Annotated in this window: 18 protein-coding genes and 1 other RNA gene; 16 read left to right on the top strand and 3 right to left on the bottom strand. The window is 44.6% G+C overall.

The genetic code is table 11. The features are described from left to right. Positions 1 to 4 precede the first annotated feature (4 nt). The 10 genes from dnaG to rodA all read left to right on the top strand — a co-directional run bounded on the left by dnaG (position 5) and on the right by rodA (position 11,382). Entirely contained in the window at positions 5 to 1,792 is a 1,788-nt protein-coding gene (gene dnaG, locus HGH47_RS09860) for a DNA primase (protein ID WP_212564688.1), read from the top strand. Beyond that, entirely contained in the window at positions 1,793 to 3,616 is a 1,824-nt protein-coding gene (gene rpoD, locus HGH47_RS09855; RefSeq protein ID WP_212564689.1) for an RNA polymerase sigma factor RpoD, read from the top strand. It begins immediately after the preceding gene. A gap of 26 nt (positions 3,617 to 3,642) precedes the next feature. Beyond that, positions 3,643 to 4,467 carry a zinc ribbon domain-containing protein gene (locus tag HGH47_RS09850; protein WP_212564690.1) on the top strand — a complete coding sequence of 275 codons (825 nt, stop codon included), beginning with the start codon at positions 3,643 to 3,645 and terminating at the stop codon, positions 4,465 to 4,467. A gap of 12 nt (positions 4,468 to 4,479) precedes the next feature. Further along, positions 4,480 to 4,825, top strand: an RNA gene (gene rnpB, locus HGH47_RS09845) — RNase P RNA component class A. 46 nt (positions 4,826 to 4,871) lie between these two features. Then, positions 4,872 to 5,804 (top strand): tetratricopeptide repeat protein, encoded by a 933-nt coding sequence (locus tag HGH47_RS09840; RefSeq protein ID WP_212564691.1) that lies wholly within the window; start codon positions 4,872 to 4,874, stop codon positions 5,802 to 5,804. Between the two features lie 21 nt (positions 5,805 to 5,825). Continuing rightward, on the top strand, positions 5,826 to 6,860 hold the full coding sequence (locus HGH47_RS09835) for a rod shape-determining protein (RefSeq protein ID WP_016524105.1): 1,035 nt from the start codon (positions 5,826 to 5,828) through the stop codon (positions 6,858 to 6,860). A gap of 4 nt (positions 6,861 to 6,864) precedes the next feature. Then, complete coding sequence (mreC, locus tag HGH47_RS09830; protein WP_212564692.1) at positions 6,865 to 7,728, top strand: rod shape-determining protein MreC; 864 nt, start codon at positions 6,865 to 6,867, stop codon at positions 7,726 to 7,728. After that, the gene (gene mreD, locus HGH47_RS09825; protein WP_212564693.1) at positions 7,725 to 8,225 is read left to right on the top strand and encodes a rod shape-determining protein MreD; all 501 of its coding nucleotides are present in this window, start codon (positions 7,725 to 7,727) and stop codon (positions 8,223 to 8,225) included. The genes mreC and mreD overlap by 4 nt, the downstream gene beginning before the upstream one ends. A 5-nt stretch (positions 8,226 to 8,230) precedes the next feature. Beyond that, complete coding sequence (gene mrdA / locus HGH47_RS09820; protein ID WP_432912106.1) at positions 8,231 to 10,084, top strand: penicillin-binding protein 2; 1,854 nt, start codon at positions 8,231 to 8,233, stop codon at positions 10,082 to 10,084. Beyond that, the gene (rodA, locus tag HGH47_RS09815; protein ID WP_212564694.1) at positions 10,081 to 11,382 is read left to right on the top strand and encodes a rod shape-determining protein RodA; all 1,302 of its coding nucleotides are present in this window, start codon (positions 10,081 to 10,083) and stop codon (positions 11,380 to 11,382) included. Before mrdA ends, rodA begins: the two co-directional genes overlap by 4 nt. A gap of 104 nt (positions 11,383 to 11,486) precedes the next feature. Here rodA and HGH47_RS09810 read toward each other — a convergent pair whose 3' ends face one another. Continuing rightward, a complete protein-coding gene (locus HGH47_RS09810; RefSeq protein ID WP_253675229.1) occupies positions 11,487 to 13,139 on the bottom strand; it encodes a nucleoside kinase in 1,653 nt (550 codons plus the stop codon). Between the two features lie 520 nt (positions 13,140 to 13,659). Between HGH47_RS09810 and HGH47_RS09805 the strand changes: the two genes are divergently transcribed. From HGH47_RS09805 to hydA, 3 genes are all read left to right on the top strand, one after another. After that, a complete protein-coding gene (locus tag HGH47_RS09805; protein ID WP_212564695.1) occupies positions 13,660 to 14,847 on the top strand; it encodes a dicarboxylate/amino acid:cation symporter in 1,188 nt (395 codons plus the stop codon). A 3-nt stretch (positions 14,848 to 14,850) separates the two neighbouring features. Further along, the gene (locus HGH47_RS09800) at positions 14,851 to 16,143 is read left to right on the top strand and encodes a serine dehydratase subunit alpha family protein (RefSeq protein ID WP_212564696.1); all 1,293 of its coding nucleotides are present in this window, start codon (positions 14,851 to 14,853) and stop codon (positions 16,141 to 16,143) included. 98 nt (positions 16,144 to 16,241) lie between these two features. Continuing rightward, entirely contained in the window at positions 16,242 to 17,645 is a 1,404-nt protein-coding gene (gene hydA, locus HGH47_RS09795; protein ID WP_212564697.1) for a dihydropyrimidinase, read from the top strand. Positions 17,646 to 17,834: 189 nt separating this feature from the next. On the opposite strand, the gene HGH47_RS09790 is transcribed toward hydA, so the two are convergent. Beyond that, complete coding sequence (locus tag HGH47_RS09790) at positions 17,835 to 18,527, bottom strand: TPM domain-containing protein (RefSeq protein WP_432912099.1); 693 nt, start codon at positions 18,525 to 18,527, stop codon at positions 17,835 to 17,837. A 27-nt stretch (positions 18,528 to 18,554) separates the two neighbouring features. Next, on the bottom strand, positions 18,555 to 19,163 hold the full coding sequence (locus HGH47_RS09785; RefSeq protein ID WP_212564698.1) for a LemA family protein: 609 nt from the start codon (positions 19,161 to 19,163) through the stop codon (positions 18,555 to 18,557). Between the two features lie 871 nt (positions 19,164 to 20,034). Here HGH47_RS09785 and HGH47_RS09780 point away from each other — a divergent pair. The 3 genes from HGH47_RS09780 to HGH47_RS09770 all read left to right on the top strand — a co-directional run bounded on the left by HGH47_RS09780 (position 20,035) and on the right by HGH47_RS09770 (position 24,704). Next, positions 20,035 to 20,688, top strand: a complete 654-nt coding sequence (locus HGH47_RS09780; RefSeq protein WP_212566565.1) for a TetR/AcrR family transcriptional regulator — start codon at positions 20,035 to 20,037, stop codon at positions 20,686 to 20,688. A gap of 395 nt (positions 20,689 to 21,083) precedes the next feature. Beyond that, positions 21,084 to 22,820 carry an ABC transporter ATP-binding protein gene (locus HGH47_RS09775; RefSeq protein ID WP_212564699.1) on the top strand — a complete coding sequence of 579 codons (1,737 nt, stop codon included), beginning with the start codon at positions 21,084 to 21,086 and terminating at the stop codon, positions 22,818 to 22,820. A gap of 165 nt (positions 22,821 to 22,985) precedes the next feature. Beyond that, positions 22,986 to 24,704 (top strand): ABC transporter ATP-binding protein, encoded by a 1,719-nt coding sequence (locus HGH47_RS09770; protein ID WP_212564700.1) that lies wholly within the window; start codon positions 22,986 to 22,988, stop codon positions 24,702 to 24,704. The last annotated feature ends 57 nt before the right edge of the window (positions 24,705 to 24,761 follow it).

Below are 24,761 nucleotides of genomic sequence, written 5' to 3'. Positions count from 1 at the left end.
CGCGATGGCAAAAATTACCACCGAAACAATCGACGCAGTAAACAATCATACCGACTTGGTGTCGATCGTCGAAAACTATACTCATTTGGAAAAGCGCGGGCATGATTGGTGGGGGTGCTGCCCCTTCCACAGTGAAAAAACACCGTCCTTCCATGTTATCCCCGACAAAAAAATGTATTACTGCTTCGGCTGCGGTGCGGGCGGATCTACCATTAAATTCGTTATGGAGATGGAAAAGCTGTCCTTTACCGAAGCGGTGGAAGCGCTTGCAAAGCGTGCCGGTATTCCGGTTGTGTATGCGGAAGGCAGTTACAGTCCTGCACCGGAAGATTCGTTTAAAGAAACAGTGCTCGAATTGTACAAAAGAGTGAGCGGAACCTTTCATTATTTCCTGCTGAACACTCCCGAAGGCGCCTCCGCGCTCCGGTATCTGGAGAGGAGGGCGGTAAGTCCCGAAATGATCGAGCAGTTCAACCTCGGGTATGCACCGGCTGACCGTCGGTGGCTCTTTAAGTTTTTACAGACAAAGGGATATTCCGCGGAGTTCTTGGCGAAGTCGGGACTCTTTTCCAAAAACTATCCCGAAGTTTCGTTTTTTTCTAACAGAATTATGTTTCCGATTTGTAATCGGCACGGTCAGCCGGTAGCTTTCGGCGGGCGGATTCTGGAAGGCGATGGACCGAAGTACCTTAACACCGGAGATTTACCGCAGTATAAAAAAGGCGAGACTCTTTTTGCGTTTTCGCAGGCACTCGCACAAATTAGAAAAGAAAAAACGGTTATTTTTTGCGAAGGCTATATGGATGTTATCGCCTTTCATCAAGCAGGTATTACCAATGCCGTCGCTCCGTTGGGTACTGCTTTGACGGAAGATCAGGTAAAGCTTATTCAATCCTTTGCCGACACTATCATTCTTTCTTTCGATTCCGATTTTGCAGGACAACAGGCAACATACAAGGCGATAAAGCTTTGCCGTGCCGGACATTTGCAGGTGCGGGTGCTGATGATAAAGGAAGGAAAGGATCCCGCTGAGATACTGGCGCATAAGGGTGCCGAAAGCTTGACGGAACTGGTGAAAAATGCTATTTTAGACAGTGATTATCTTATTCAAATTGCCGTTGGGCGGTTTGATGTAGTGAGTCCTGAAGGAAAGGCTCAAGCTGCTGCCTTTCTATTCCCCTATATTGAGGTGTTGGAATCCGATATTCAAAAAGAGTCAACAATACATAAGTTTTCGGCGGATTTGGGTATAAGCTCAAAAGCGTTATTTACTGATTATATACAGTATGACCAAAAACAAGAACGGGTACCGCCTACACGAAAAAGTGAAACACAAAAGCGCACTGCGCTTAAAATGACCGCGGAGCTGAGGATCGTGCTTGCAGCAGCTGCAAATCCTCATCTATTTAAAAAAATGCGGACAGAGTTGACTTCCGATGATTTTGAGGATCCTGCTGCGAAGGATTTGTTTATTGTATTAGAAGAATGTTATCGCGCCGATGCAAATACGTATGACAGCTTATTAGCGCATTGTCCTTCCGAAACGTTAAGGAATGCCGTAAGCAGTGCAATTATTAAAGGTGAATTTGCAGAAAATCCTGATAAACTGGTGTATGACGGTATCTACTATATTAAACAAAATGCTTTACAGCGGCAAAAGGAGCTCATAATCCGTAAATTGCAAGCAGTGCATGAGAGCGGTAATGTTGATGACATTCGGCATACCAATGACCTGCTGAGTGAGAAACTGCATATCGACAGAGTGCTTGCAGAATTAAAGGAAACGACGTAAATGATAGATATCTCCGAAGATCCTATTGTTATAAAGTTGATTGCCCATGCAAAAGAACGCAAGTCATTGACATGGGATGAATTGACCGATTTGTTGCCTGAAAAAATGACTTCGTCCGAAGCTGTAATGGATGAAATTCTAGATTTGCTCGAACAGGAGCAGATACAAGTAGTTGATGAGGTCGCCGAAGAAACCGATGATATGTTCGCGGATGAGCTTGATGAAGTAGAGCTTGAAAGCGAGGAACAGCTGTTTGAAGAAGCCGAGCTTGAACCTGAAAACAACGCTGAATTTTCAAAACCCGAAGAAACGCATAAAAAGCTTTTGAATAACGATAGAGAAGCGATTGTTGACGACCCTATTAAACTCTATTTACGTGATATCGGCAAAGAAAATTTGCTGACAGCCGAACAGGAAGTTATTCTGTCGAAAGCGATGGAGGACGGGGAGAATATCATCAAAAGTGCGATAAAAAACTCCGGTGTGCTGATTTCCGAAGTTCAGATGATCGCTCAAAAAGCGTTTGCCAAAATCAGTTCTTCAGAGAGCAATAAGCCGCGTAAAGAATTGAGCTATGAAGATGCCGAAAAAAAACGGCTCCGCCAATCGTACGGCGAACAATTAAAACCCATCTATTCCGATATAAAGGCTTATATCCTATTAAAAAAGAAACTATACGATAAAGAGACGCTTGCCAGTTTTCTGGATGATGCAGATCTGCAAAAAACACGAAAAAAAATCCTGAATTATTTACAGAAAATTGAATTTCAAACGGAAGAAATTGAAAAAATTTCGGATCATTTTTTGGAGGCTGCACGGAAAATACGGGAGTATCGGCGCCGACGTGAAAAGAAACAACGTCAGCTCGGTATACGGGCGTACTCTGATTTACGAAAGCTTGGAAAACGGCTCGCTATTCCGCGTGAACGGCAGAAGCTGGAAGAAGAGCTGGGTATGACGGCAAGCGATATCCGTGATATTTATACGCATATTCAAACGCTCATTCGCAAGGTTCGAAAAATCGAATATGATTTTGAAGCGCCGACGGAAGATATTATCGCACTTGCGAAAGAGATACGCCATGGTCATGCAATGCTGAAAAAGGCAAAGGATAAGCTCATTAATGCAAACCTGCGCTTGGTTGTATCGATTGCAAAGAAGTATACCAATAGAGGATTACACTTTTTCGATCTGGTTCAGGAAGGCAATATCGGCTTAATCAAAGCGGTTGAAAAATTTGAATATCGCAAAGGATATAAGTTTTCGACGTATGCGACATGGTGGATACGGCAGGCAATCACACGCTCCATCTCCGATCAGGCGCGGACTATCCGTGTGCCGGTACACATGATTGAACAAATCAACAAGGTTACCCGCGAATCGCGGCAGCTGATGCAGAAGTTCGGCAGGGAGCCGACTGATGAAGAGATCGCTGCACAGCTTGGCTGGAATGTCGAGCGGGTTAAGCAGGTCAAAAACGTAGCGCGCGAACCTATTTCACTTGAAACGCCGATAGGAGAGGAAGAAGATTCTTCGCTCGGTGACTTTATTGAAGATAAGGATGTCGAAAATCCATCCAACCTGACGGAGTATATTCTCTTGCAAGAGCAGCTGCGCGGCGTGTTATCATGTTTGCCGCTGCGGGAGCAAGAAGTGCTTAAGATGCGGTTCGGTCTTGATGAAGGTTATGCGCTGACCTTGGAAGAAGTCGGCTTGTATTTTAACGTAACCCGTGAGCGTATTCGCCAAATTGAGGCGAAGGCATTACGTAGACTGCGGCATCCTAAACAGAGCTGCAAATTAAAAGATTATTTGGATACATAGGGAATATTTGATATAGGGGAGTGACGATGGTTACAGCGGAGATTTTTGATAAACTGCGTGAATTACAGGATATTCTTGCACGGAAGAATCAGCTTGATAGTGAGATTTTAGAGGCGCCTCAACTGTTGGTAAAGCAGGAAGAGCTGTTGGCGCAGTATAAAACCAATTATATTAAGAAGAATACCGATGACGAAGCAATACGGCAAACCATCGGGGCATTAAAAGCAGAGTTGTTTGAAACCGAACAGAAGCGCGAACAGGCCGAGAAAGGAATGGATACTATTTCCACACAGCGGGAATATGATGCTCTTGATCGTGAAATTCAGGATGCCACTAAAAAAGAAGCCGAACTTCGCAAGGAAATCCTTAAAAACGAAGCCAATCACAAACGTCTTGACGAAGAGATTAAAAACGAAGAGGCGTTGATTAAACAGCAAGAGCAGGAACTCGATGAACGCAAGGCGATGATTGAAAAAGAAATTGCCGAAAAGAAAAACGAGTTGGCTGAGCTTGTTGAAGGGGAGCAGCGGATTGCTCCCGATTTGGATAGCGATACGCTGTTTAAATTCGACCGTATCATCAAAAACAAGCAAGGTATCGGTATCGTCCCCGTTCAAGGTAATGTCTGTATGGGCTGTCACATGATCCTATCGGCTCAATTTGCTATTGAAGTGCGGGAAGGAAAAAATATCATGTACTGCCCCTATTGCAGTAGAATTCTGTATTATCAAGAAAGCGAGCAGGATGCTGCTGAGGATATGATTTTTGACGATATGGATATGGGAAGCTTAGCCGATTTGGATGATTCGTCTGACTATGACGAGGCTGAATCAGACAGCAGCGAAGATTAATAGTGTAATAGGATAGAGAGCCGGTAACCGCCGTGATATACGGAGGAAAGTCCGGACTCCTTCGGAAATGATGCCGGTTAACGACCGGGCACTTGTATTGTAAAATGCAGGCGACAGACAGCGCAACAGAAAATAAACCGCCGGTAAAACGGTAAGGGTGAAAAGGCGGGGTAAGAGCCCACCGCGCTTTCCGGTAACGGGGTGGCAGTGCAAGCCTCATCAGGAGCAAAATTGAATAGTAAAGGATATCCGATCCTTTATTTACGGGTTGATTGCGGAAATTGCTGTAGTAATGCAGCAATAAGATAGATGGTTACCCTGTTCGCAGACAGAATCCGGCTTATGGCTCTCTATTTTTATTTATACGGATAGATTCCGTTATGAAGGACATTAGTTAGGAACGTATGAAAAGGCACCACGGTAAGACACAGCATTCATCGAAACCGCATATCGGAAGATATGCCGTTCTTTTTTTGTGTATTGCACTTATCGTTGCCGGAGTTCTCTTCTTTTTTACTGTTTATCGGGCGCGTTATTTCCGTGTGCCGTCGATACGTACGGTATATACTCAGTGGGAAAATAAAGATTATGCGGGAGTGTATGCAAAAACCGCTCAAATTTTAGAGAAACGCCCGATGGATGGAACTGCGCTTGCACTGCACGGTTTTGCCGCATATTACCTTTTTGCCGAGCAGACCGATTTATCCATCGGCGCAGATTATCTTACCGCAGCTATCGTGCATTTGCGCCGCGCACTGTATCTAACTAAAGATAAAGACATCCCTAAGATCGCTTATGTACTCGGGAAGGCATATTATCAACAGGGCTATTACTATGCCGATCTTGCAGTGAAGTATTTGGATGAAGCATATACCGGCGGTATCGAGGCAAGCGATTTGTCGGAGTTCCGCGGTATGGCGGCTTCTTTATTAGGAGATACCGATAAGGCGATAGAGGCCTTTACACAGGCGCTTGCGGTAAACCCTTCCGATTTCATACTATATGCCGTAGCGGAGAACTATAAAAAGAAGGGTGATCTACAAAATGCAAAGCTCTATCTTTTTGAAACCATAAAAAAAACCGGCAATGCCGTGTTGGAAGTACGGTGTAGAAATCAACTCGGGTTGCTCTTTTTAGAGGAAAATAAACCGGAAGATGCTTTAGAGCAATTCAAGCTTGTACTTGAAAAAGATGTCAACTCTGCTGATGCTCATTACGGTATCGGACTGATACATGAGATGCAGGGTGATATGATTAAGGCGCGGTATGAGTGGCGATCTGCGATACGGCTTAATCCCATACATGCGGAAACACGTGCAAAATTGAATATAAAATAAGCTAGGAGGAACGTACGGAATATGGGCTTTTTTAAAAGATTTTCTGCCGATATCGGCATTGATTTGGGAACCTGTAATACTATTATCTATATAAAAGGAAAGGGTATTGTCGTTAATGAACCGTCAGTTGTTGCTGTAGAACGCGGAACAAAATCGGTCGTGGCGGTCGGCGCCGAAGCTAAACGGATGTTGTGGAGGACGCCGGGCAATATTATCGCTATACGACCGCTGAAAGACGGTGTTATTGCAGATAAAGATACGACGGAGAAAATGATCCGGTACTTCATTTCCAAGATTTTGCCGCGCCACAGGCTTATTAAGCCTCGTATGGTTATCGGAATCCCGAGCTGCATCACCGATGTGGAAAGCAGCGCCGTGCACGAAAGCGCCTTAAAAGCAGGTGCGGGCAGCGTCGAGGTGCTTGAAGAATCGCTTGCAGCAGCCATCGGCGCTCAAATTCCGATTACGGAACCTGCCGGTAATATGGTATGCGATATCGGCGGCGGTACGACTGAGGTATCGGTTATTTCATTGCTCGGTATGGTTGTTACCAATGCCATCCGTGTCGGCGGCGATGAATTCGATCAGGCTATCATTAAGCATATCCGCTCCGTGCATAACCTTATCATCGGAGAGCAGACTGCCGAGCGCCTTAAAATTGAAATCGGTAATGCGTTCCCCGAAAAAAATATGGAACGAGTAGAAATTAAGGGAACCGATGCGATTACCGGACTTCCCCGCCGCCTCGAAATCGATTCCGTAGAAGTGCGCGAGGCGCTGAGGGAGCCGATTACCCAGATTGTCGAAGAGATAAAAACAACACTCGCACAGACGCCGCCGGAACTGGCAGCCGATATTGTAGAGCGGGGGATCGTTATGACCGGCGGAGGCGCCCTGTTGAAAGGGTTACCGAAGCTTATCTCCAAAGAAACGCATGTTCCGGTCATCCTTGCCGAAAACCCTATGAACTGCGTGGCGATCGGTGCAGGTTTATACTATGACGTATATAAGGATATGTCGGGTAACCGCAGTTTGTATGAGAGTCTAAACCGCTAATGCAATGAAAAAAAAATTTTCATTTAAAATAAAGCTTGATGTTTTTTTATTGATCTTGCTGCTTATCATATCTTCGGTGTTGCTGACATTCTCCGGCGGTCGGTTTATTGTCGATTTTAAATCGGTCGGTTTTTCGGTGGCTGCAGGGACGGAAAATGCCGTACATTCGATATCATCATTTGTGACGGATGCGGTGTCGGCTGTGCGGGAGCTTGCGGAGCTGCGTTCGAAGTATGTGGCGTTGAGCGAAAAACTCAAAGATTATGAGCTTTTGCAGCGATCAAATGCCGACATCCGCCGTGAAAACAGAGAGTTAAAGGAGCTGCTCGGTTTTGCGGACACGATTACATATAAAAATATTCCGGCGCAGGTTACCGGCTTTGATCCCGACAACCTCTATTCCGGTATTATCATTAACCGCGGAACAAAGCATGGTGTGCGTAAGAATATGCCGGTATTGGCATTTCAAGGCAGCAATGTCGGTTTGGTAGGAAAAATCGTACAAACCGGCCGCGACAGCAGTATGATTATCCCAATATATGATTATCAATGTTATGTTGCCGCCTCCGTTCAAACAACAAAGCACCGGGGTTTGATTAACGGACAGGGTACTGCCGATCTTCCGCTTATTATGAAGTATGTACAAAAACGGGCAAAAGACGAAATTGCTATCGGCGATAGAATTCTTTCTTCAGGAGAAAACAATCTGTTCCCTAAAGATAGTCCCATCGGCATTATAACCGGTATTAAGGTGCATGATTATGAAACCTACCTTGAGCTCGCGGTACAGCCGATTATCGACTTCTCCCGGCTCGATTATGTATTCGTGTTAAACTTGTCGGGTTCTGATGGGGAGGCAGCACAGTGAGGAAAGTTATTCTGTGGACGATTGCAGCAGCCTTTTTACTCGGTGTGTTTGAAACAGCTATTCTGTCCCATATTCAATTATTGTCGGCGCTACCGGATTTAATTTTAATTCTTGTGGTGTATATTGCGCTGTATAACGGGACAGTCGTCGGTATTACGGCAGGTTTTTTTTCCGGACTCATTTTTGATTTTCTTTCCATGGCGCCGATGGGACTCCATTCATTTACGTTTACCGTACTCGGATTTCTTTATGGTATATTGTACGGAAAATATAATGTGCGGCGCTTCTTTTTTCCGCTCGTACTCGGTCTTTCGGCGACATTTTTAAAAGCCGGAATCATATTGATATTGCATGTACTGTTTGGACAAAGTATTCAGATTTATAACCTATTTGCAGTCTCCTTTTGGATTGAAGTTGCAGAAAACGCTCTCTGTGCACCGCTGTTATTTATGTTGTTCGGTTTATTTCCGAATGCGTTTGAAATAAAGGAGCTCTGAGTTCCATGTATGAGCAGGATTTTCAACAAGTTGATAGACGGCTGAAATTTTTTAGTGTCTTTGTTTTCTGTATTTTAGTGATATATCTTTTTCGATTATTTTCGATGCAGATTGTTCAAGGCGATCAATTTAGAAAACAGTCTCAAACAATATCCCAGCGTTCAGAGCGTATACCGGCGCAACGCGGGGAAATCTTTGACCGTAATGCAAATATCCCTATGGTGCTTAACACCAATACCTTTGCCGTGTCGGTAACGCCGGGCGAAATTCCGAAAAAGGCATTTGCGACGGTTATCGCCCGCCTTGCAAATATTCTGCAAATTCCCGTTGCAGATATTGAAAAGAAATTACCGGCAAAGCGTAGTTCCTTTCAAAGTATCGCGATACGGTCTAATCTTCCTTATGAAGTCATTACCTCACTTGCAGAAAATATCGACGAACTTCCGGGCGTTTCGTGGCATTCAAAGCCGGTGCGTAATTATGTTGAAACGGGATCATTTTCCCATATTCTCGGCTATGTCGGTGATATAACAAAAGAAGAACTCAAGACTTTCTATAATAAGGGTTATACCGCGAATACTTCAATCGGTAAGGCCGGTATCGAAAAATACTATGATGAGTGGTTACGTGGAGAGGATGGCAGCGAATATCGTACGGTTGATGCAAGAGGACGTTTAATTGAAAACAATACTGCATTTACTCCCCCTAAAATGGGAAACAATCTTATCTTAACCATCGATCGGAAAATTCAAAAGCTTGCGGAAGATGCCCTCGGTCAACGTATTGGGGCTGCTGTTGTGCTGAAGCCTACAACAGGAGAAATTCTTGCGCTGGTTTCGTATCCTTCTTTTGATTCCAACCTTTTTTTGAATGATAATGGCAATGAGATGTATGCGCAGCTGTTGCATGATCCTCGTAATCCGCTCTTGAACAGAGCCGTTAATGCAAGTTATCCGCCCGCTTCGACCTTTAAAATTGCTATGTCTACCGCTATTCTTTCTGAAAAGGCGTTTCCTCCTGAAAAAAAAATACAGTGTACCGGTAAAGTAGAATACGGTAATCACTTGTTCCGTTGCCACCAGCGTTACGGGCATGGTTATTTGGATTTGCGAAATGCACTCGCACAGTCGTGCGACATTTATTATTGGACGGTATGCCGCGATAATCTCGGTATCGATAAGATGGTCGAGTATGTCCGCGATTTTGGGTATGGTAAGTCTGCTGAAATTGATTTGCCGAGTCAAGCGATCGGTCAAGTACCCAATCCGGTATGGAAGGAACGGCAATTCCATGAAAAATGGCTTGGCGGAGATACGATGAATATGGCCATCGGACAAGGATTTATGCTTGCTTCTCCGTTACAGGTTGCAAATATGGTTGCAATGGTTGTTAACGGCGGTATAATCTATAAGCCGCATTTGTTAAAAGAGGTTCGAGCCCCCGGTACCAACGAACTCATTTTTGAAAAAAAGCCGGAGATATTAAAGCAAAGTGATATTTCTCCGGATGTATTCGCACAGGTACGGGCGGATATGCGGTATACCATTACGGATGGGACAGCTCAATATCCTATGCATAATAAAATCGTGCAGCTTGCAGGAAAAACAGGTACTGCAGAAGTCGGTCTTGCGGATCACTGGCATTCATGGATGGCGGCTTACGGACCTTACAATGCTTCGGCAGAAAACGCGGTGATAGTAGTAGTATTGGTTGAAGCGCAAAACAAATGGGAGTGGTGGGCGCCTTATGCCACGAATATTATCTTTCAAGGTATCTTTGCAGATCAAACGTATGAAGAAGCGGTTGAGGCTCTCGGCGGTAGGCGCTTTTTACCGGCGGTAAGGGTAAGGCAAGAATGAATTTGAGACAAGTTACTAATTTTGATTATATACTGTTTTTAGCTGTAATCGGCTTATCGGTTGTCGGTATTCTCTTTATCTATTCTTCCGGGGTTAATTCCGATGGCATATCGGTTTCGCATGAATATGTTAAACAGCTTATTTGGGTAGTGTCGGGCTTGGTTTTACTGTTTGCGGTAGCGATATACGATTATACTAAAATCGCCGATCGTGCCTTATTGATTTATATTATTACGATGCTCTTATTGGTGTACACAAGACTGTTCGGAAAAACCGTTAAAGGTGCACGGAGCTGGATCGGAATCGGAGATTTCGGCATACAAGTTTCCGAATTTACAAAAATTATTTATATTGTATTTCTTGCATGGTATCTATCAAGATCTCAGAATGAGAGCGAACTTCGCCGATTTATAAAGGCTGCGGTTATTATGTTCGTACCGATGGGGTTGATTTTATTACAGCCCGATCTTGGAACAGCTTCCGTTTATCTTCCCATCTTTTTAATTATGTGTTTTATAGCCGGTTTTCCGCTTCGATATGTGTTCGGCTTATTGGGAACAACGATCTGTACGCTTGTTTTCACGCTTCTGCCTCTTTGGGAGCGGACTATTTTACACAAATCTTCCCTTGCGGTTAAAGTATTGGGCAATAAAAATATTATGCTGTTGATTATTTTTTCCGTTGTCGGGGCGGGGGTTATTGCTGCAATCGGATACATCCTTTTAAAGAAACGGTATTATTACTGGATTGGCTATGTGCTCGGTATTGTCGCCATCTCTTTATCCGGTGCATTGGTTGGGAGCAGAGTATTAAAAGACTACCAGATGAAACGGCTCATTATCTTTTTGGATCCTAATAGCGATCCGCTCGGTGCGGGTTGGCATATTCTCCAATCGATGACGGCAATCGGCTCAGGCGGAAAAACGGGCTTAGGTTTTCTAAAAGGAACGCAAAGCCATTACCGCTTTTTGCCGGAACAAAGTACCGATTTTATTTTCAGTATTTTATCCGAAGAGTGGGGATTTCTCGGCGGGCTTTTGGTATTTGGACTTTATGCAATCATTTTTTTACGGATGTTTTTTATCATTCAAAAGACAAGTGATTTATTCGGCAAACTCATTGTCTCCGGTGTCGTTGCGATGCTCTTTTTTCATTTTGTTGTAAATATCGGGATGGTTATGGGATTTATGCCGATTACCGGTATTCCGCTTTTATTTCTGTCGTATGGCGGCTCTTCCTTGTGGACCGCAATGATTGCTATAGGACTTGTGATAGGAATCAGCCTAAGACAGCTGTAAAAAAAGCTAGTAAAAAGGGGCAGTCCAAAAACTGTTACGCAATCCGCATTAGCAGCGGATATGATAAACCGTTTCTTTACAGAACTTCTGTCGGGAATGCCCACTTATCGGTACGAAAAGTCGCTGTCGCCGATAAACTCCCGTAAAATGGACTGCCCGTGCACGAAGGACGGAGAGACCGAAAGGAAGTTGTTTAAGAAGATGAGCAGTCGAGATGCTTCGCTGTATGCCGGATCGGTGGGTTTTACCGCACGGAGCAGCGGTTCCGCATAAATTTTCAGTACCGAAAGCTCATAATCGAGCGCTGTGTTAAAGATAACGTCGGCGGTATTTTGATACGGGAAGATATGCTTTGCCTCTCCCGCCCGCACATCAGACCACATACCGATGGTAATCGATGCGGAGCTGCCTCTAAATTGAGCGTCGCGCACAATACGCCGCAAGAGCCGGTTATCGGAAGTCGGTATCCGGTTATGATCATCTAAGGTCAGCTGTGTTAATGCCGAAAGATATATCTTAAATTTAAGCGAAGCGTCTATCTGCGGGGTTAGGTTGTCGTTTAATCCGTGTATTCCTTCCAAGATGAGAATAGAGCGGCTATTGAGGCGAAGTTTTTTTCCGGTATAAAACCGCTCACCTGTTTTGAAATTATAAGACGGCAGCTCAACTTCTTCACCCGCAAATAGTTTGAGCAACAGCTCATTTAAAAGCGGAACATCCAAAGATTCAAGGCATTCGAAATCAAACTTTCCGTCCTTATCACGCGGCGTCTTATCCCTGCCGACATAATAATCGTCGAGGCTGATAACATAAGGTTCATAGCCTACGACGCGCAGCTGCATTGAAAGTTTTTTTGCGGAGGTCGTTTTTCCTGAACTGGACGGCCCTGCAATCAGAATCACTTTGACGTTTCCTCTGTTTCTAATTTGCTCGGCAATATGCGCCAGCTTATTATTCTGCAACGTTTCCGTAATTTCAATGAAGTCTTTGGTTTTACGGCTTTCGATAATTTCATTTAATTGCCCGACCGAAGATACGCCGATCATCTTACCCCACATTTTATATTCTTTGTATACGGTAAAAAGCTGCGGAATATCTTTAAATTTAGGCAGTGTGTCGGTATCGGCAGTTGCAGGGAAGCGCAGCAAAAAGCCGTCTTCATACTTCATCAATTCGAATACTTTTAAATAGCCGACACGATCCATCAACGGCTGGAAGTATAAGTCGTAATAATCATCGAGTATGTTGATCGTGATTTTCGGCTTACTGTTATAGGAAAGCAGCCGGTACGCATCGGGCTGATTGGTATTTGCAAAAAGTTCCAGCGCTTCGGAGTATGCGACGGATTGCGTTTGTATCGGTAAATCCGCATCAACCATCTCGTGCATTTTATCTTCGATTATTTTGAGATCGATATCGGAAGCATGGGCGCCTTCAAAGGTATAATAGTACGAGTAGCCGAAACTGTGCCCAACCAACAGTCGTAAATCGGGGTATACTTTCCGTGCGGCAGCGGCTAACAGAAAACACAGCGTGCGCCGGTAAATATTCGATCCTTCGTAAGTTCCTTTTAAGACAGGCTTTATAGTAGCGCGCACATCGATCATCTTGTTTAACGGAACTAATTCGTTATTTACTTTCATCCCGAATGCAACCGATTCCGGCTCTTTACAATATGCCAATGCAGCACGCGCGGAAATCGGTTCAACAAACTGTTTTTTTGAGCCGTCCGGAAATGTAATCTCAAAACCTTTCATAAATGCCTCCGCTATATTTTGCACAGTTTATTTTTAGGAGAAAATGCATCAGACAAATAAATCTGAGAAAGTGCTAATTCAATGCGCCCTCGCTTTAATCAGCACTTCTCTAGGTAGCCTCCAGTACATACCCTAGCAGTTTATCACAGCACCACATTACGAATCAATAACCTCTAACTGTAAGAGTAAAAGATAGCTTATCCGCTGCCGTCGTGCTTCCTGTTCCATTTTTGCTTGTATTTCTTCTTCGCTTAATACAGGGCACTGTTACCTCATTTATAATTTGACAAATGGAAAAAAGCGGGTATATAATAGATCTATTCTGAAACTTTCGTTTTCGAATAGGTCGACGAGTTCCCAATCGCACAAATGGCACGATGCGAGAACATCGCATTTCAAGGTAACCTGTTCAGAAACGGAAGTTTCCGAACAGGTTTAATATCCTTTGTTGTGAATTGATCCGCTTCATGTTAATTGACGGACAATCACTACCTAAAAAATTTTTATGGAGGCTTCTATTATGGAAAAACAAAGCGGTAGAAAATTGGGACTGTTACCGCAGCTTGCATTGGGGATTCTTGCCGGTGTGGTACTCGGGTTAGTTGTACCCGCTCCGGTGATGGGGATCATCGCGACAATTAAAAGGTTACTCGGTTCGCTGATCTTTTTTGCCGTTCCGCTCGTTATCTTCGGTTTTATTTCTCCGGCAATTTGCGACTTAAAAGCAAATGCGGGAAAAATGCTCGGCGTCTTTTTGCTGATATCGTATTTATCCGCAGTCGGTGCATCCCTGTTCTCGGCTGTAGCCGGATATATTCTGATCCCGTTCCTGCATATCCCGTCACAGGCTGCCGAATTGGTTGACATACCGGCGACGGCATTCTCGCTGAATATTCAACCGATTATGCCGGTTATGACTGCGTTGGTATTGGCTATCTTAGCCGGTATTTCGGTTATTTGGACAAAGGCCGCTACGGTTGAAAAGCTCTTAAAAGAGATTCAGGCAATGGTGCTCGAAATCGTCAACCGCGTTATCGTACCGGTGCTGCCGTTCTTCATTGCGACAACCTTTGCCGAGCTTGCGTACAGCGGCAGCTTAACCCGCCAGCTTCCCGTATTCTTAAAGGTTATTATTATCGTACTGATCGGTCATTTTATCTGGATGACGCTGCTGTATCTCATCGGCGGTGCGGTTTCCAAGCAGAATCCGCTTGAAGTGGTAAAGCATTACGGCCCTGCGTATGCCACCGCTGTCGGTACGATGTCAAGCGCTGCGACCTTGCCGGTTGCGCTACGCTGTGCACATAAATCCAGTGTTTTACCTGCTGATATCGTTGACTTTGCGATTCCGCTGGGAGCGACAACCCATTTGTGCGGTTCCGTTCTTACCGAAACATTCTTTGCAATGACGATATCTCAGATGCTGTACGGCTCGGTTCCCTCAGTCGGAACAATGATTTTGTTCTCATTTCTGTTCGGTGTATTCGCCGTCGGAGCGCCCGGCGTACCCGGCGGAACGGTTATGGCTTCGCTCGGTATCGTTATCAGCGTACTCGGCTTTGACGAAATCGGTACCGGCTTGTTGATCGCCATCTTTGCCTTGCAGGACAGCTTCGGAACGGCATGCAACGTAACCGGAGACGGCGCGCTCGCACTTATTCTGCGCGGTGTATTCTATAAACCCGATGGAACATTAAAACAGGCGTAAGGTATGGAACTCACGGACATTGACTGTAATCAATTCATTGCAATCCTTCAAGAAGAGCTGGTTCCCGCGCTCGGCTGTACCGAACCGATTGCCATAGCATATGCGGGCGCTCATGCCCGTACTTTGCTCGGGAAAATTCCCGACCGCGTGTGCATTAAAAGCAGCGGTAACATTATTAAAAATGTAAAGAGCGTTACCGTCCCCAATTCGGGCAACATGAAAGGTATTCCGGCGGCGGCGGCAATCGGTATTATCGGCGGTAATCCCGATAAGGGGCTTGAGGTCCTTGCCGACATAACCGAAGCCGATATCGCCCGTACCAAGGAATTTTTGGAAAAAGTTCCTTGCAAGGTGTCCTTGTTGGATACGGTCGCTTCTCTGCATTTTATTGTAGAAGTTTTTGCCGGCGCCGACAGCGCATCGGTTGAGATTATCCATCAGCATACGAATATCGTGCATACAACCAAAAACGGAAAAGACGTATTATCTATTCCGTTTGATCCGGCCAGTGCAAATGCCGCGTTGACCGACCGCGCGGGATTGTCGGTAAAAAAGATCCTTGAGTTTGCCGATACGATAGACCTTGACCGCGTCCGCCCGATACTGGAGCGGCAGATCGACTATAATACCCGCATCTCACAGGAAGGCTTGGAACATCGCTACGGTATTAACGCAGGCGCGAATCTCTTGAAGGCTGCTGAAGCGGAGCAAGCCGTTACCCTAAAAATCCGTGCACAGGCCGCCGCCGCCGCAGGTTCCGATGCCCGCATGAGCGGCTGTACCTTGCCGGTTGTTACCAATTCCGGCAGCGGTAATCAGGGTTTGACTGCTTCGTTACCGGTTATCGTGTTTGCTGAAGAAAAAAAGCTCCCGCATGATAAGCTGTTACGCGGGTTGCTGGTTAGTAACTTGATTGCGATTCATCAAAAGACGCGGATCGGACGGCTTTCCGCCTATTGCGGAGCTGTCAGTGCAGGTTGCGGAAGCGGGGCTGCCGTTACATATCTTTCAGGCGGCAGCTATGAACAGGTATGCGGGACAATTACCAATACCCTTGCGGTTGTGTCGGGAATTGTCTGCGACGGCGCCAAGCCCTCGTGCGCTTCAAAGATTGCCTCATCGGTCGATGCAGCGCTGAATGCTCATTACCTTGCAATGCAAAACAGGGTATTTCAACCGGGCGAGGGTATCGTAAAAGGCGATATAGAAAAGACCATTGCCGGTGTAGGCTCTGTTGCAGCCGACGGTATGCGGGAAACCGATAAGGTGATATTAAAAATCATGGTGGAAGACTAGTCTTACGCCGATTATGCGCCGGGAGCGTTCCGAAAGCAATCGACTTTCGCGGCGTTTCCGGCGTTTTTACAGTCAATTTGTAAATGGAGGTTTACTATATGAAAAAGACATTGATAACGGGCGGTACACTCGTAACCGAAAACGATACGTTTAAGGCGGATATTGCGATAACCGGCAGCAAGATAACCGGAATTGGGCATTTTCCCCCTGCTGATTTTGATGCCGTATATGAAGTTTCCGGCTGTTATGTTATGCCGGGGTTAATCGATGCGCACACACATCTTGAGTTACAGCAATCCCCGCAATATCGCGCCGTCGATGACTTTTACACCGGTACCGTTGCAGCAGCTTGCGGCGGTACGACCTCCGTTATCGACCATATCGCTTTCGGCCCCGCCGGATGCAACCTGCATTATTCCATTGACCGGTACCATGAGCTTGCAAAAAAAGCGGTTATCGACTACAGCTTTCACGGCGTTATTCAGCATGTCGACGACGCTATCTTGCAGGAATTATCCGGTATCATTAAAAACGAAGGTATTACGAGCTTTAAGGCCTATACGACTTACGGATTTAAAATTGATGACACGGGTTTTTACCGCTTGCTGCAAACCGTGAAGGAAGCGGGCGGAATTTTAACCGTACATTCGGAAAACGATTCGCTTATTAACTATCTCCGCTCGAAATTCGTAAAAGAAAATAAAATGCTGCCTATCTACCATGCGCGCAGCCGCCCTAACGAAACGGAAGCCGAGGCTGTTTCTCGCCTTATCCATTTTTCGGAAATGGTGGAAGATGCCCCGCTGTACATTGTGCATCTTTCTACGGGAGAGGCGCTTATCAGCGTCATAGAGGGGCGGCAGCACGTTAATCGGCTGTTTGTTGAAACCTGTACGCAGTATCTGACGCTTTCGGAAGAAAAATACGGAAACGAGAACGGCAGCCCCGATGATCCTGAAAATATCGAAGGGCTGAAATATATTATGGCGCCGCCCTTGCGCAGAAAGCAAGATATAGAAGCGCTCTGGATCGGGCTTGCAAACGGCGATATCCAAGTAGTCGCAACCGACCATTGTCCCTTCCTGTTAAAAGAAAAGATGGACACCAAGGGCGATTTTACCAAGGGACCGGGCGGCGCTCCCGGGATCGAAGAGCGGGTGCGGATTATTTTCTCCGAAGGCGTACAAAAAAAGCGGATTTCGTTGGAGCGTTTCGTACAGGTGATGGCGGCAAATCCTGCCCGCATCTTCGGTATGTATCCTCAAAAAGGATGCCTGTTGCCCGGCGCCGATGCCGACATCACGGTGATCAATCCCAATGCCGAAGAAGTGCTGACAAAGAAAAATTTGAAAAGCGCCTGCGATTACTGCACGTATGAAGGGATGAAGGTGCAGTGTGCAATCGATTCCGTATTCAGCCGTGGGGAATTAATCGTAAAGAATAACGAATTTTTAGGCGAAAAGGGTAGGGGACAATTCATCTTTAGAAAACCGCCGTTTTAATGCAACAACTCTCTTCATCCATATCCATTCTGAATCCGATATCTAGTTTCAGAAGCGGCACGGATGCCGCTGGTTATATCAGAAGCGATGTTTCAGCATCGCTGAAACTCGTCATGAAAAGTGTACACGGATGTACACTTTTCATGATGCGACAACGCAGATGTGCCGTATATTTGCAAAAAAAGGAGGTTAGTATTCTAAAATAACAAGCCCATCGGGCAGCTCATTGAGATTTTCCGCTTTGTTAGGAAAGTGTTCTTGCAGAATCCTGCCACATTCTTTTACGGCAGAGATAAAGGCTTGAGCGGCCTGGCGTTCTTTTAATCCTGCAGTCATAATTTTGCAAATGCTGTCCCATTCGGTTTGAGCTACTTTTGCGGCAATTCCCGAATCGGCGATGACAAAAAACTTCCGTTCCAGTACGGAAGCAAAGATGAGAACGCCTGAATGTCCGGTAGTTTTATATATGCCGCTTTCCACAAAGTGTTGGAGTGCACGGGCATAGACGCGGCGGTTTTTTAAGGCATTCGGGATAATCAGCCGGTCGATTGCGGGAATATTTACCAATAAATAAACGATAAGCACAACGGTAGCTGCACTGCTGCCGATAACTGCTGTCAACTGGGCAGGAGAAGGGAACCAAACAGTGCGTTCCAACAGGTTCCAGATGGGGGCAGCGCATAAAAACAAGATGAGAAAAGAGAGAAAGGATGCGCAAAATGCAACGAATAGCTCTACAAAGGCATAGGAATCGCTTTGGTACACAACCGCAAGGGCAATTTCTCCGGTTGTCTTTTTCTCAGCCTCCGCAACCGTATCCGCAATTTCTCTCATTTGAGTAGGAGAAATATCCATCAGTTTTAACAGCCTATTCTTTTTCATTGCATCCCTTCCTTAATCGATAATCAGTTAAAATTCAACTTTAGGCGCAGTTGCAGCTTGTTCATCAGCCTTAAAATACGCCTTTTCTCTAAAGCCGAACATATTAGCGAGAAAGGCTTGCGGAAAACGCCTAATCTGTAAATTATATGTCTGTACCGCTTCATTAAAACGCTTCCGTTCTACGGCAATACGGTTTTCGGTTCCTTCAAGCTGGCTTTGTAAGTCTCGAAAGTTTTCATTTGCTTTTAATTCGGGGTAATTTTCTGCGACGGCAAGCAGTCGTTGTAGTGCACCGCCTAACTCGCTCTGTGCTTTTTGGAACTTTTCAAACGATTCGGGATTATTTAAGACGTCGTCCGAAACATTGATAACACCACCTGCTTTAGAGCGCATTTCCGCAATTTCGGTAAAGACTTTTTCCTCATGGCTCGCATAGCCTTTTACGGTGTTCACGAGGTTGGGGATTAAATCGAAACGGCGCTGGTATACGTTTTCTACCTGACTCCATGCCGCTTTAACGTTTTCATCCGCCGCTACCATCGAATTATACGAACGGGTTACACAACCGTACAGTGAAAAAATAATCAGCACAATAATGCCGAGAACGATAAGCCCTGTTTTTAATCCTTTGCTCATAGCCGGATGCTCCTATCAAATTGGTAAAGTATTCTTATGCACACTGATGGAAACCTCTAAAAACTTCAGTTTTTTAGAGGTTTTCCTTAAGCTTATTTGCGATGTTTTAATTTAAGTCATTACTATATAAAGACTTAAATTAAAACTCGTCGGGCACCTCTAAAAATCTAACCGAGTTTTTAGAGGTGCCCTGATGTATGCCGAACTGACTGTAAAGTATAGACCATTTATCGAAAAAAAACAATGTGCCGAAAGTCCGTAAGCAGGGATTCAGCATGAAAGAAAAATAAAAGAAAAACATCGTTTTATGTGACAGCACGTGTGAAAAAAGAGGGCGTTCAGGCACTTTCGCTTCGCTCAAAGGCCATTCACAACCCTCTTTTTTCACGCTTTTCTGATATATTCCGGTCTTTCGTTGTTTTTTTCACAGCTGAATCCCTGTCATTATTAAAAAAGTGCGGATTTTTGAATTTCTTTGTCCTAAAAAACATTCAAAAATCCGCACTTGCTCTATTAGAAAACCTCCTGTTTCACTGTTATCTCTCAAGAATTTTTTTCATGCTGAAGCCCTGAGTCCGTAAGGTAGTTGTAATTGTTATTATGGTACAGAGGCCGAGATATTACCCTTTTCCGTACAAATAAACATTTTACAGTAGAAAAACGGATCGACGTCCTTTTGTCTATACAAAAAATAGTTTTTTTATAGACATAGTGATTTCCCTATTTTGCATTATAAAAGTAACCCACGCTTGACATTTTTAGCTTGTTTTAGTAACATTGTTACTAATTAGTAGAAAAGTTATTCATGCGGAGGGTTTTATACCTGCCGTTTTTCGGCAATGCTCTGCAGCGGGGTATGTTGATTAGAACTATGAACAACTATGCGGAAAAAATATTAGCCGATAAGGATGAACTAAACACACGGGCAAAGATTTTGCGCGCTGCAAAACAGGAGTTTTTTACCAATGGTTTTGCAGATACCAATGTGCGCACCATCGCCGAAAAAGCAGGGGTTACGACAGGGGCGCTGTATAACCTTTTTGATAATAAGGACGGCATATTCGAAGCTCTTGTAAGCGGCGTATTCGACGAATTTTTAGCCATCGTAACGCATCACGATGTATTCGATGCTGAAAAATTCGGCATGAAAACAGGCGAGCTTTCCGCAATTACCGAGCTTTCGCAACGCCGCTTTTTAAGGATGATAGATTTTTTCTATGCTCATTGGGATGCGATGAAATTGATTGTCTGCTGTTCGAAGGGAAGCTCCTGTGAGCATATTTTTGATAAAGCAATCGATGTAACTGAAAGAGAAACACTTCAATGGCTGGAACAAGACGGCGTTAAAATGTCGCGGCGCATACGATTTTTTATTCATGTCATGGTAACGTCTCACTTTGAAAATCTAAAAGAAGTTTTTTATCATAACTTAAAAAAATCGGAAGCGGTAGAATATATACTCGACTTTAACATATACCATTGTGCCGGGTGGAAACAATATTGGATGGAACAAGTAAAAGGCTAAAGGGGTATGGGAAATTCATAATTGGTAATTGGTAATAAGCGTTAGGGATTGGAGGGGCAGCGCAGCTGTTCCGAAGGAATGGAGCGTTAGCGGAACCCCGTAAAGCCCGACGGTCGGTCAAACATTGACATCCGTGTCAATGTTTGACCTGCGAGATTTATTGTATAAATCTCGCAATAGCGTATTCCACAGCCCTCCGTGGCTACTGGGATACGCGGGAACCGGAACGCCCAAAATTAATTTTATGAATAAGCCTTTTGCAAATAGACGGTACAGATGCAAGGCGCAAGCAAAAATTAACCGGAGCCGTACTTTGTGTACGGTGAGGATTAATTTTTTTGAAGCAACGCAGCAGATGTCCCGTATATTTGTAAAAGATAAGGAGGTTGTTCTAAATGGACACATATAAAAGGTTATTAAAATATACGCCGGAGAAAATACACTGTGCGTATATTTCGGTGGTGTGCGCTACGCTGGGAGTTGCTTCTCAGATGGGTGCATTTTGGTTTTTATGGAAGTTTTTGTACGCGCTTTTGGTTACCAAAAACGTTACGGACGGGTCGATGTACGCAACGGTGATTGTTTCGCTGTTGGCAGGTTATTCGGTTGTATATTTCTGCGCTTTGTGGGCGTCGCACGTACTTGGGTTCCGGCTTGAATCGAATTTGCGCAAAACGGCAATCAATCATTTGATGAATGCTTCGTTTTCGTTTTTCGACCTGAACCCGTCGGGAAAAATCCGCAAGCTGATCGATGACAATGCGCAGGAAACGCACATGCTGGTTGCGCATTTAATTCCCGATAATATTTCCGCATTGTTTACGCCGATTTTTATGTTTATCATTGTATTTGCAGTTGATGTAAAACTCGGTCTGTTGCTGCTTGCCGTTGCGCTTATCGGCGGTGCGCAGATGATGTTTATGATGGGCAATAAAGATTTTATGCGGAAGTATCAAGCGGCGTTGGAACGGATGAATGCCGAAGCGGTTGAATATGTCCGCGGTATGCAGATTGTCAAAATCTTTAGAAGCACGGTTGAATCTTTTAAAGCGTTTTACGAAGCAATTACCGGCTATTCCGATTTAGCATACAAGTACACGCTCAGCTGCCGTACGCCGTATGTGATGTTTCAAGTGCTGTTTAATCTGTTCGCGGTATTCACTATTCCTGCCGCTATTTATTTTATGAACAAGGGGGCGGACGCTAACCTTATCATTGCAAAGCTCGTCTTTTTTGTCTGTATCGCCGGTGTGCTTTTTTCGGCATTTATGCGCGTGATGTATGTCGGTATGTATAACTTTCAGGCAAAAAGCGTTGTAGATAAACTCGAAAATCTTTTTGCAGATATGGAAAAGGATAACCTTGAACACGGTACGGAAGAAACCTTTGAGAACTTCGGTATTGAATTTAAAAACGTATCGTTCGGTTACACGGAAGAAAAGATTTTAAATGATGTCAGTTTTACATTGGAACCGAATAAAACCTATGCACTGGTCGGATCATCAGGCGGAGGAAAAAGTACAATAGCAAAATTGATCTCTGGTTTTTATAAAATAAATTCAGGTGAAATTTTAATCGGCGGAAAAAATATTTCGTCATATTCACGGAATGCGCTGATGCACAGTATCGCCTTTGTGTTCCAAACCTCGAAGCTCTTTAAAACAAGTATTTTTGAAAACGTCAAAATGGGGAATAAAAATGCAAGCGATGAAGAGGTGATGAATGCGCTTAGGCTTGCCCGCTGCGAAGATATTTTAGCCAAATTCCCCGAACGTGAAAAAACGGTTATCGGTTCAAAGGGTGTACACTTATCCGGCGGAGAAATTCAGCGTGTTGCGATTGCCCGCGCTATTTTGAAAAATGCGGATATTATCATTTTGGACGAGGCGTCCGCCGCTGCCGACCCGGAAAATGAATACGAAATTCAACAGGCGTTTTCCAATTTGATGAAAAACAAAACGGTTATTATGATTGCGCACCGCTTGAGCTCGATTAGAAACGTCGACGAAATTCTCGTGGTCGAAGACGGAAACATCGCCGAACGCGGCAGCGATGCCGAGCTTATGCAAAAAGGCGGAAAATACAGCCATCTACAACGACTGTATTCTAAGGCGAATGACTGGAGGGTCTAGACTTTTGCAAATATGCGGGTAATTACTTTGTCGCTGCATAAAAATTAATCCTCAACGTATCAAAGATACGCCTCCGGTTAATTTTTATTCGCTCCTCGTACTTACCTCACCTATTTGCAAAAGCGTTGGAAGGAAAGAGATTTTTTCCTAATTAGGGAGTTATATATGACTAAATTACAAAAATGGTTCGGGGTAACCGAATCGGGGGCAAAAGGAATTGTTACGGCATCGGTATGGTCGATGCTTGCGGATGTTGCATTTATTTTACCGATGTTTTTAATGATGTTCTTTTTGCAAAACTATTTTGACGGAACGCTGCAGTCGGCGGGATTTTATATCGGTATTATTGCTGCGCTTGCGGTTGTGATGTATGTGCTTGTGCATATCAATTACAATACGCTCTACACCGCGACATTTAAAGAATGTAAAGAACTGCGCGTGAATATTGCAGACCGGCTCAAGGCGCTGCCGCTTGCGTATTTTTCCAAACACGATGTTTCCGACTTATCACAAACGGTGATGACCGATGTCGCTACAATCGAACATGCGCTCAGCCACGCAATTCCTCAAACAATCGGTCTTGTGTTCTATTTGCTTATAATCGGTGCAGTGATGATTACTGCTCATCCGGGATTAGGCTTATGTGTATTTGTCCCGATTATTATCAGCTTTATTTTATTGATCCTGTCGAAAAAAATTCAAATACGGGAGACAACGCGGGACTTTCATAAACAGCGTGAGCGCACGGAATTTTTTCAAGAAGCGATAGAACTGCAACAGGAAATTAAAAGCTACGGGCTTACGGAAGACACAATGGAAAAATTGAACCGCAATGTTGATGAAGCAGAGAAATTGCACTTAACTGTGGAAGCGCATCAAGCGATCCCGCTTAACATCGCACTGCTGTTTTTAAAGTTTTCCATCGGCGTTACCGTATTTTTCGGACTAAAAATGTATCTGGCAGGCACGGCTTCGCTTTTATATCTTATCGGCTATATTATTGCAGCTGCCCGTGTGGTGGATGCGGTTGCAGGTGTTGAAGCGAACCTTGCAGAGATGATGTATATCGATGCACGGGTTAAGCGCATAAACGAGCTGCGCGAAACAAAAACGCAGGAAGGCGAACCTGCTTCTTTGCAGCATTACGGTATTCAATTTAAAGATGTGGAGTTTTCGTATAACGACGGACAAAAGATTATCGACGGTATTTCGTTTACCGCGGAACAAAATAAAGTTACCGCGCTTGTCGGTCCATCAGGCTGCGGAAAAACAACCGTACTGAGGCTTGCGTCCCGTCTCTATGATTACGGCAAGGGACAAATTCTCATCGACGGCAAAGACATTGCAACAATCGATACCGACAGCCTTTTCGATAAAATTTCGATTGTCTTTCAGGATGTCGGGCTTTTCAATACCTCGATTATGGAAAATATCCGCGTCGGAAATAAAAACGCAAGCGATAACGACGTAAAAGAAGCTGCCCGTCTTGCAAACTGCGCCGAGTTTATCGAAGCGCTGCCGGACGGCTACAATACGGTCATCGGTGAAAATGGAAGCAGGCTTTCCGGCGGAGAGCGTCAGCGTCTTTCCATTGCTCGCGCCCTTTTGAAAAACGCACCGATTATCATTCTTGACGAAATCAGCGCCTCGCTCGATGTGGAAAACGAAATGAAAATACAGGAAAGCCTCAACACACTCATAAAAGGCAAAACCGTGATTATCATTTCGCACCGCTTAAAGTCAATCGAGAACGCTGATAAAATCATCGTAATGAATAAAGGCAAAGTTGATGCGGAAGGTACGCACGCAGAGCTGTTACAAAAATCGGCGCTGTACCGAAGTATGATTGAAAAGTCTTCGGTAACGGAAAAATATACCTATTGAAAATGATTAATCTTTCACGTTAGATTGCAATATCTCTTTTGCAATCTAACGTAATAC

Source organism: Treponema sp. OMZ 805, from assembly GCF_050937395.1.
In the GTDB taxonomy this organism is placed as follows: Bacteria; Spirochaetota; Spirochaetia; order Treponematales; family Treponemataceae; genus Treponema.
Note: the sequence above shows the minus strand (reverse complement) of the source record. Positions and strands in the feature narration are given on the sequence as shown.

Bases quoted from the DNA above. Each gene is read 5' to 3' on its own strand.
- HGH47_RS09775 (WP_212564699.1), top strand. From the start codon at position 21,084: ATGGACACATATAAAAGGTTATTAAAATATACGCCGGAGAAAATACAC.
- mreC (WP_212564692.1), top strand. From the start codon at position 6,865: ATGAAAAAAAAATTTTCATTTAAAATAAAGCTTGATGTTTTTTTATTG.
- hydA (WP_212564697.1), top strand. From the start codon at position 16,242: ATGAAAAAGACATTGATAACGGGCGGTACACTCGTAACCGAAAACGAT.
- HGH47_RS09785 (WP_212564698.1), bottom strand. From the start codon at position 19,163: ATGAGCAAAGGATTAAAAACAGGGCTTATCGTTCTCGGCATTATTGTG.
- HGH47_RS09800 (WP_212564696.1), top strand. From the start codon at position 14,851: ATGGAACTCACGGACATTGACTGTAATCAATTCATTGCAATCCTTCAA.
- HGH47_RS09835 (WP_016524105.1), top strand. From the start codon at position 5,826: ATGGGCTTTTTTAAAAGATTTTCTGCCGATATCGGCATTGATTTGGGA.
- rpoD (WP_212564689.1), top strand. From the start codon at position 1,793: ATGATAGATATCTCCGAAGATCCTATTGTTATAAAGTTGATTGCCCAT.
- HGH47_RS09770 (WP_212564700.1), top strand. From the start codon at position 22,986: ATGACTAAATTACAAAAATGGTTCGGGGTAACCGAATCGGGGGCAAAA.
- dnaG (WP_212564688.1), top strand. From the start codon at position 5: ATGGCAAAAATTACCACCGAAACAATCGACGCAGTAAACAATCATACC.
- HGH47_RS09850 (WP_212564690.1), top strand. From the start codon at position 3,643: ATGGTTACAGCGGAGATTTTTGATAAACTGCGTGAATTACAGGATATT.
- HGH47_RS09805 (WP_212564695.1), top strand. From the start codon at position 13,660: ATGGAAAAACAAAGCGGTAGAAAATTGGGACTGTTACCGCAGCTTGCA.
- HGH47_RS09780 (WP_212566565.1), top strand. From the start codon at position 20,035: ATGAACAACTATGCGGAAAAAATATTAGCCGATAAGGATGAACTAAAC.
- HGH47_RS09790 (WP_432912099.1), bottom strand. From the start codon at position 18,527: ATGAAAAAGAATAGGCTGTTAAAACTGATGGATATTTCTCCTACTCAA.
- mrdA (WP_432912106.1), top strand. From the start codon at position 8,231: ATGTATGAGCAGGATTTTCAACAAGTTGATAGACGGCTGAAATTTTTT.
- HGH47_RS09840 (WP_212564691.1), top strand. From the start codon at position 4,872: ATGAAAAGGCACCACGGTAAGACACAGCATTCATCGAAACCGCATATC.
- rodA (WP_212564694.1), top strand. From the start codon at position 10,081: ATGAATTTGAGACAAGTTACTAATTTTGATTATATACTGTTTTTAGCT.
- HGH47_RS09810 (WP_253675229.1), bottom strand. From the start codon at position 13,139: ATGAAAGGTTTTGAGATTACATTTCCGGACGGCTCAAAAAAACAGTTT.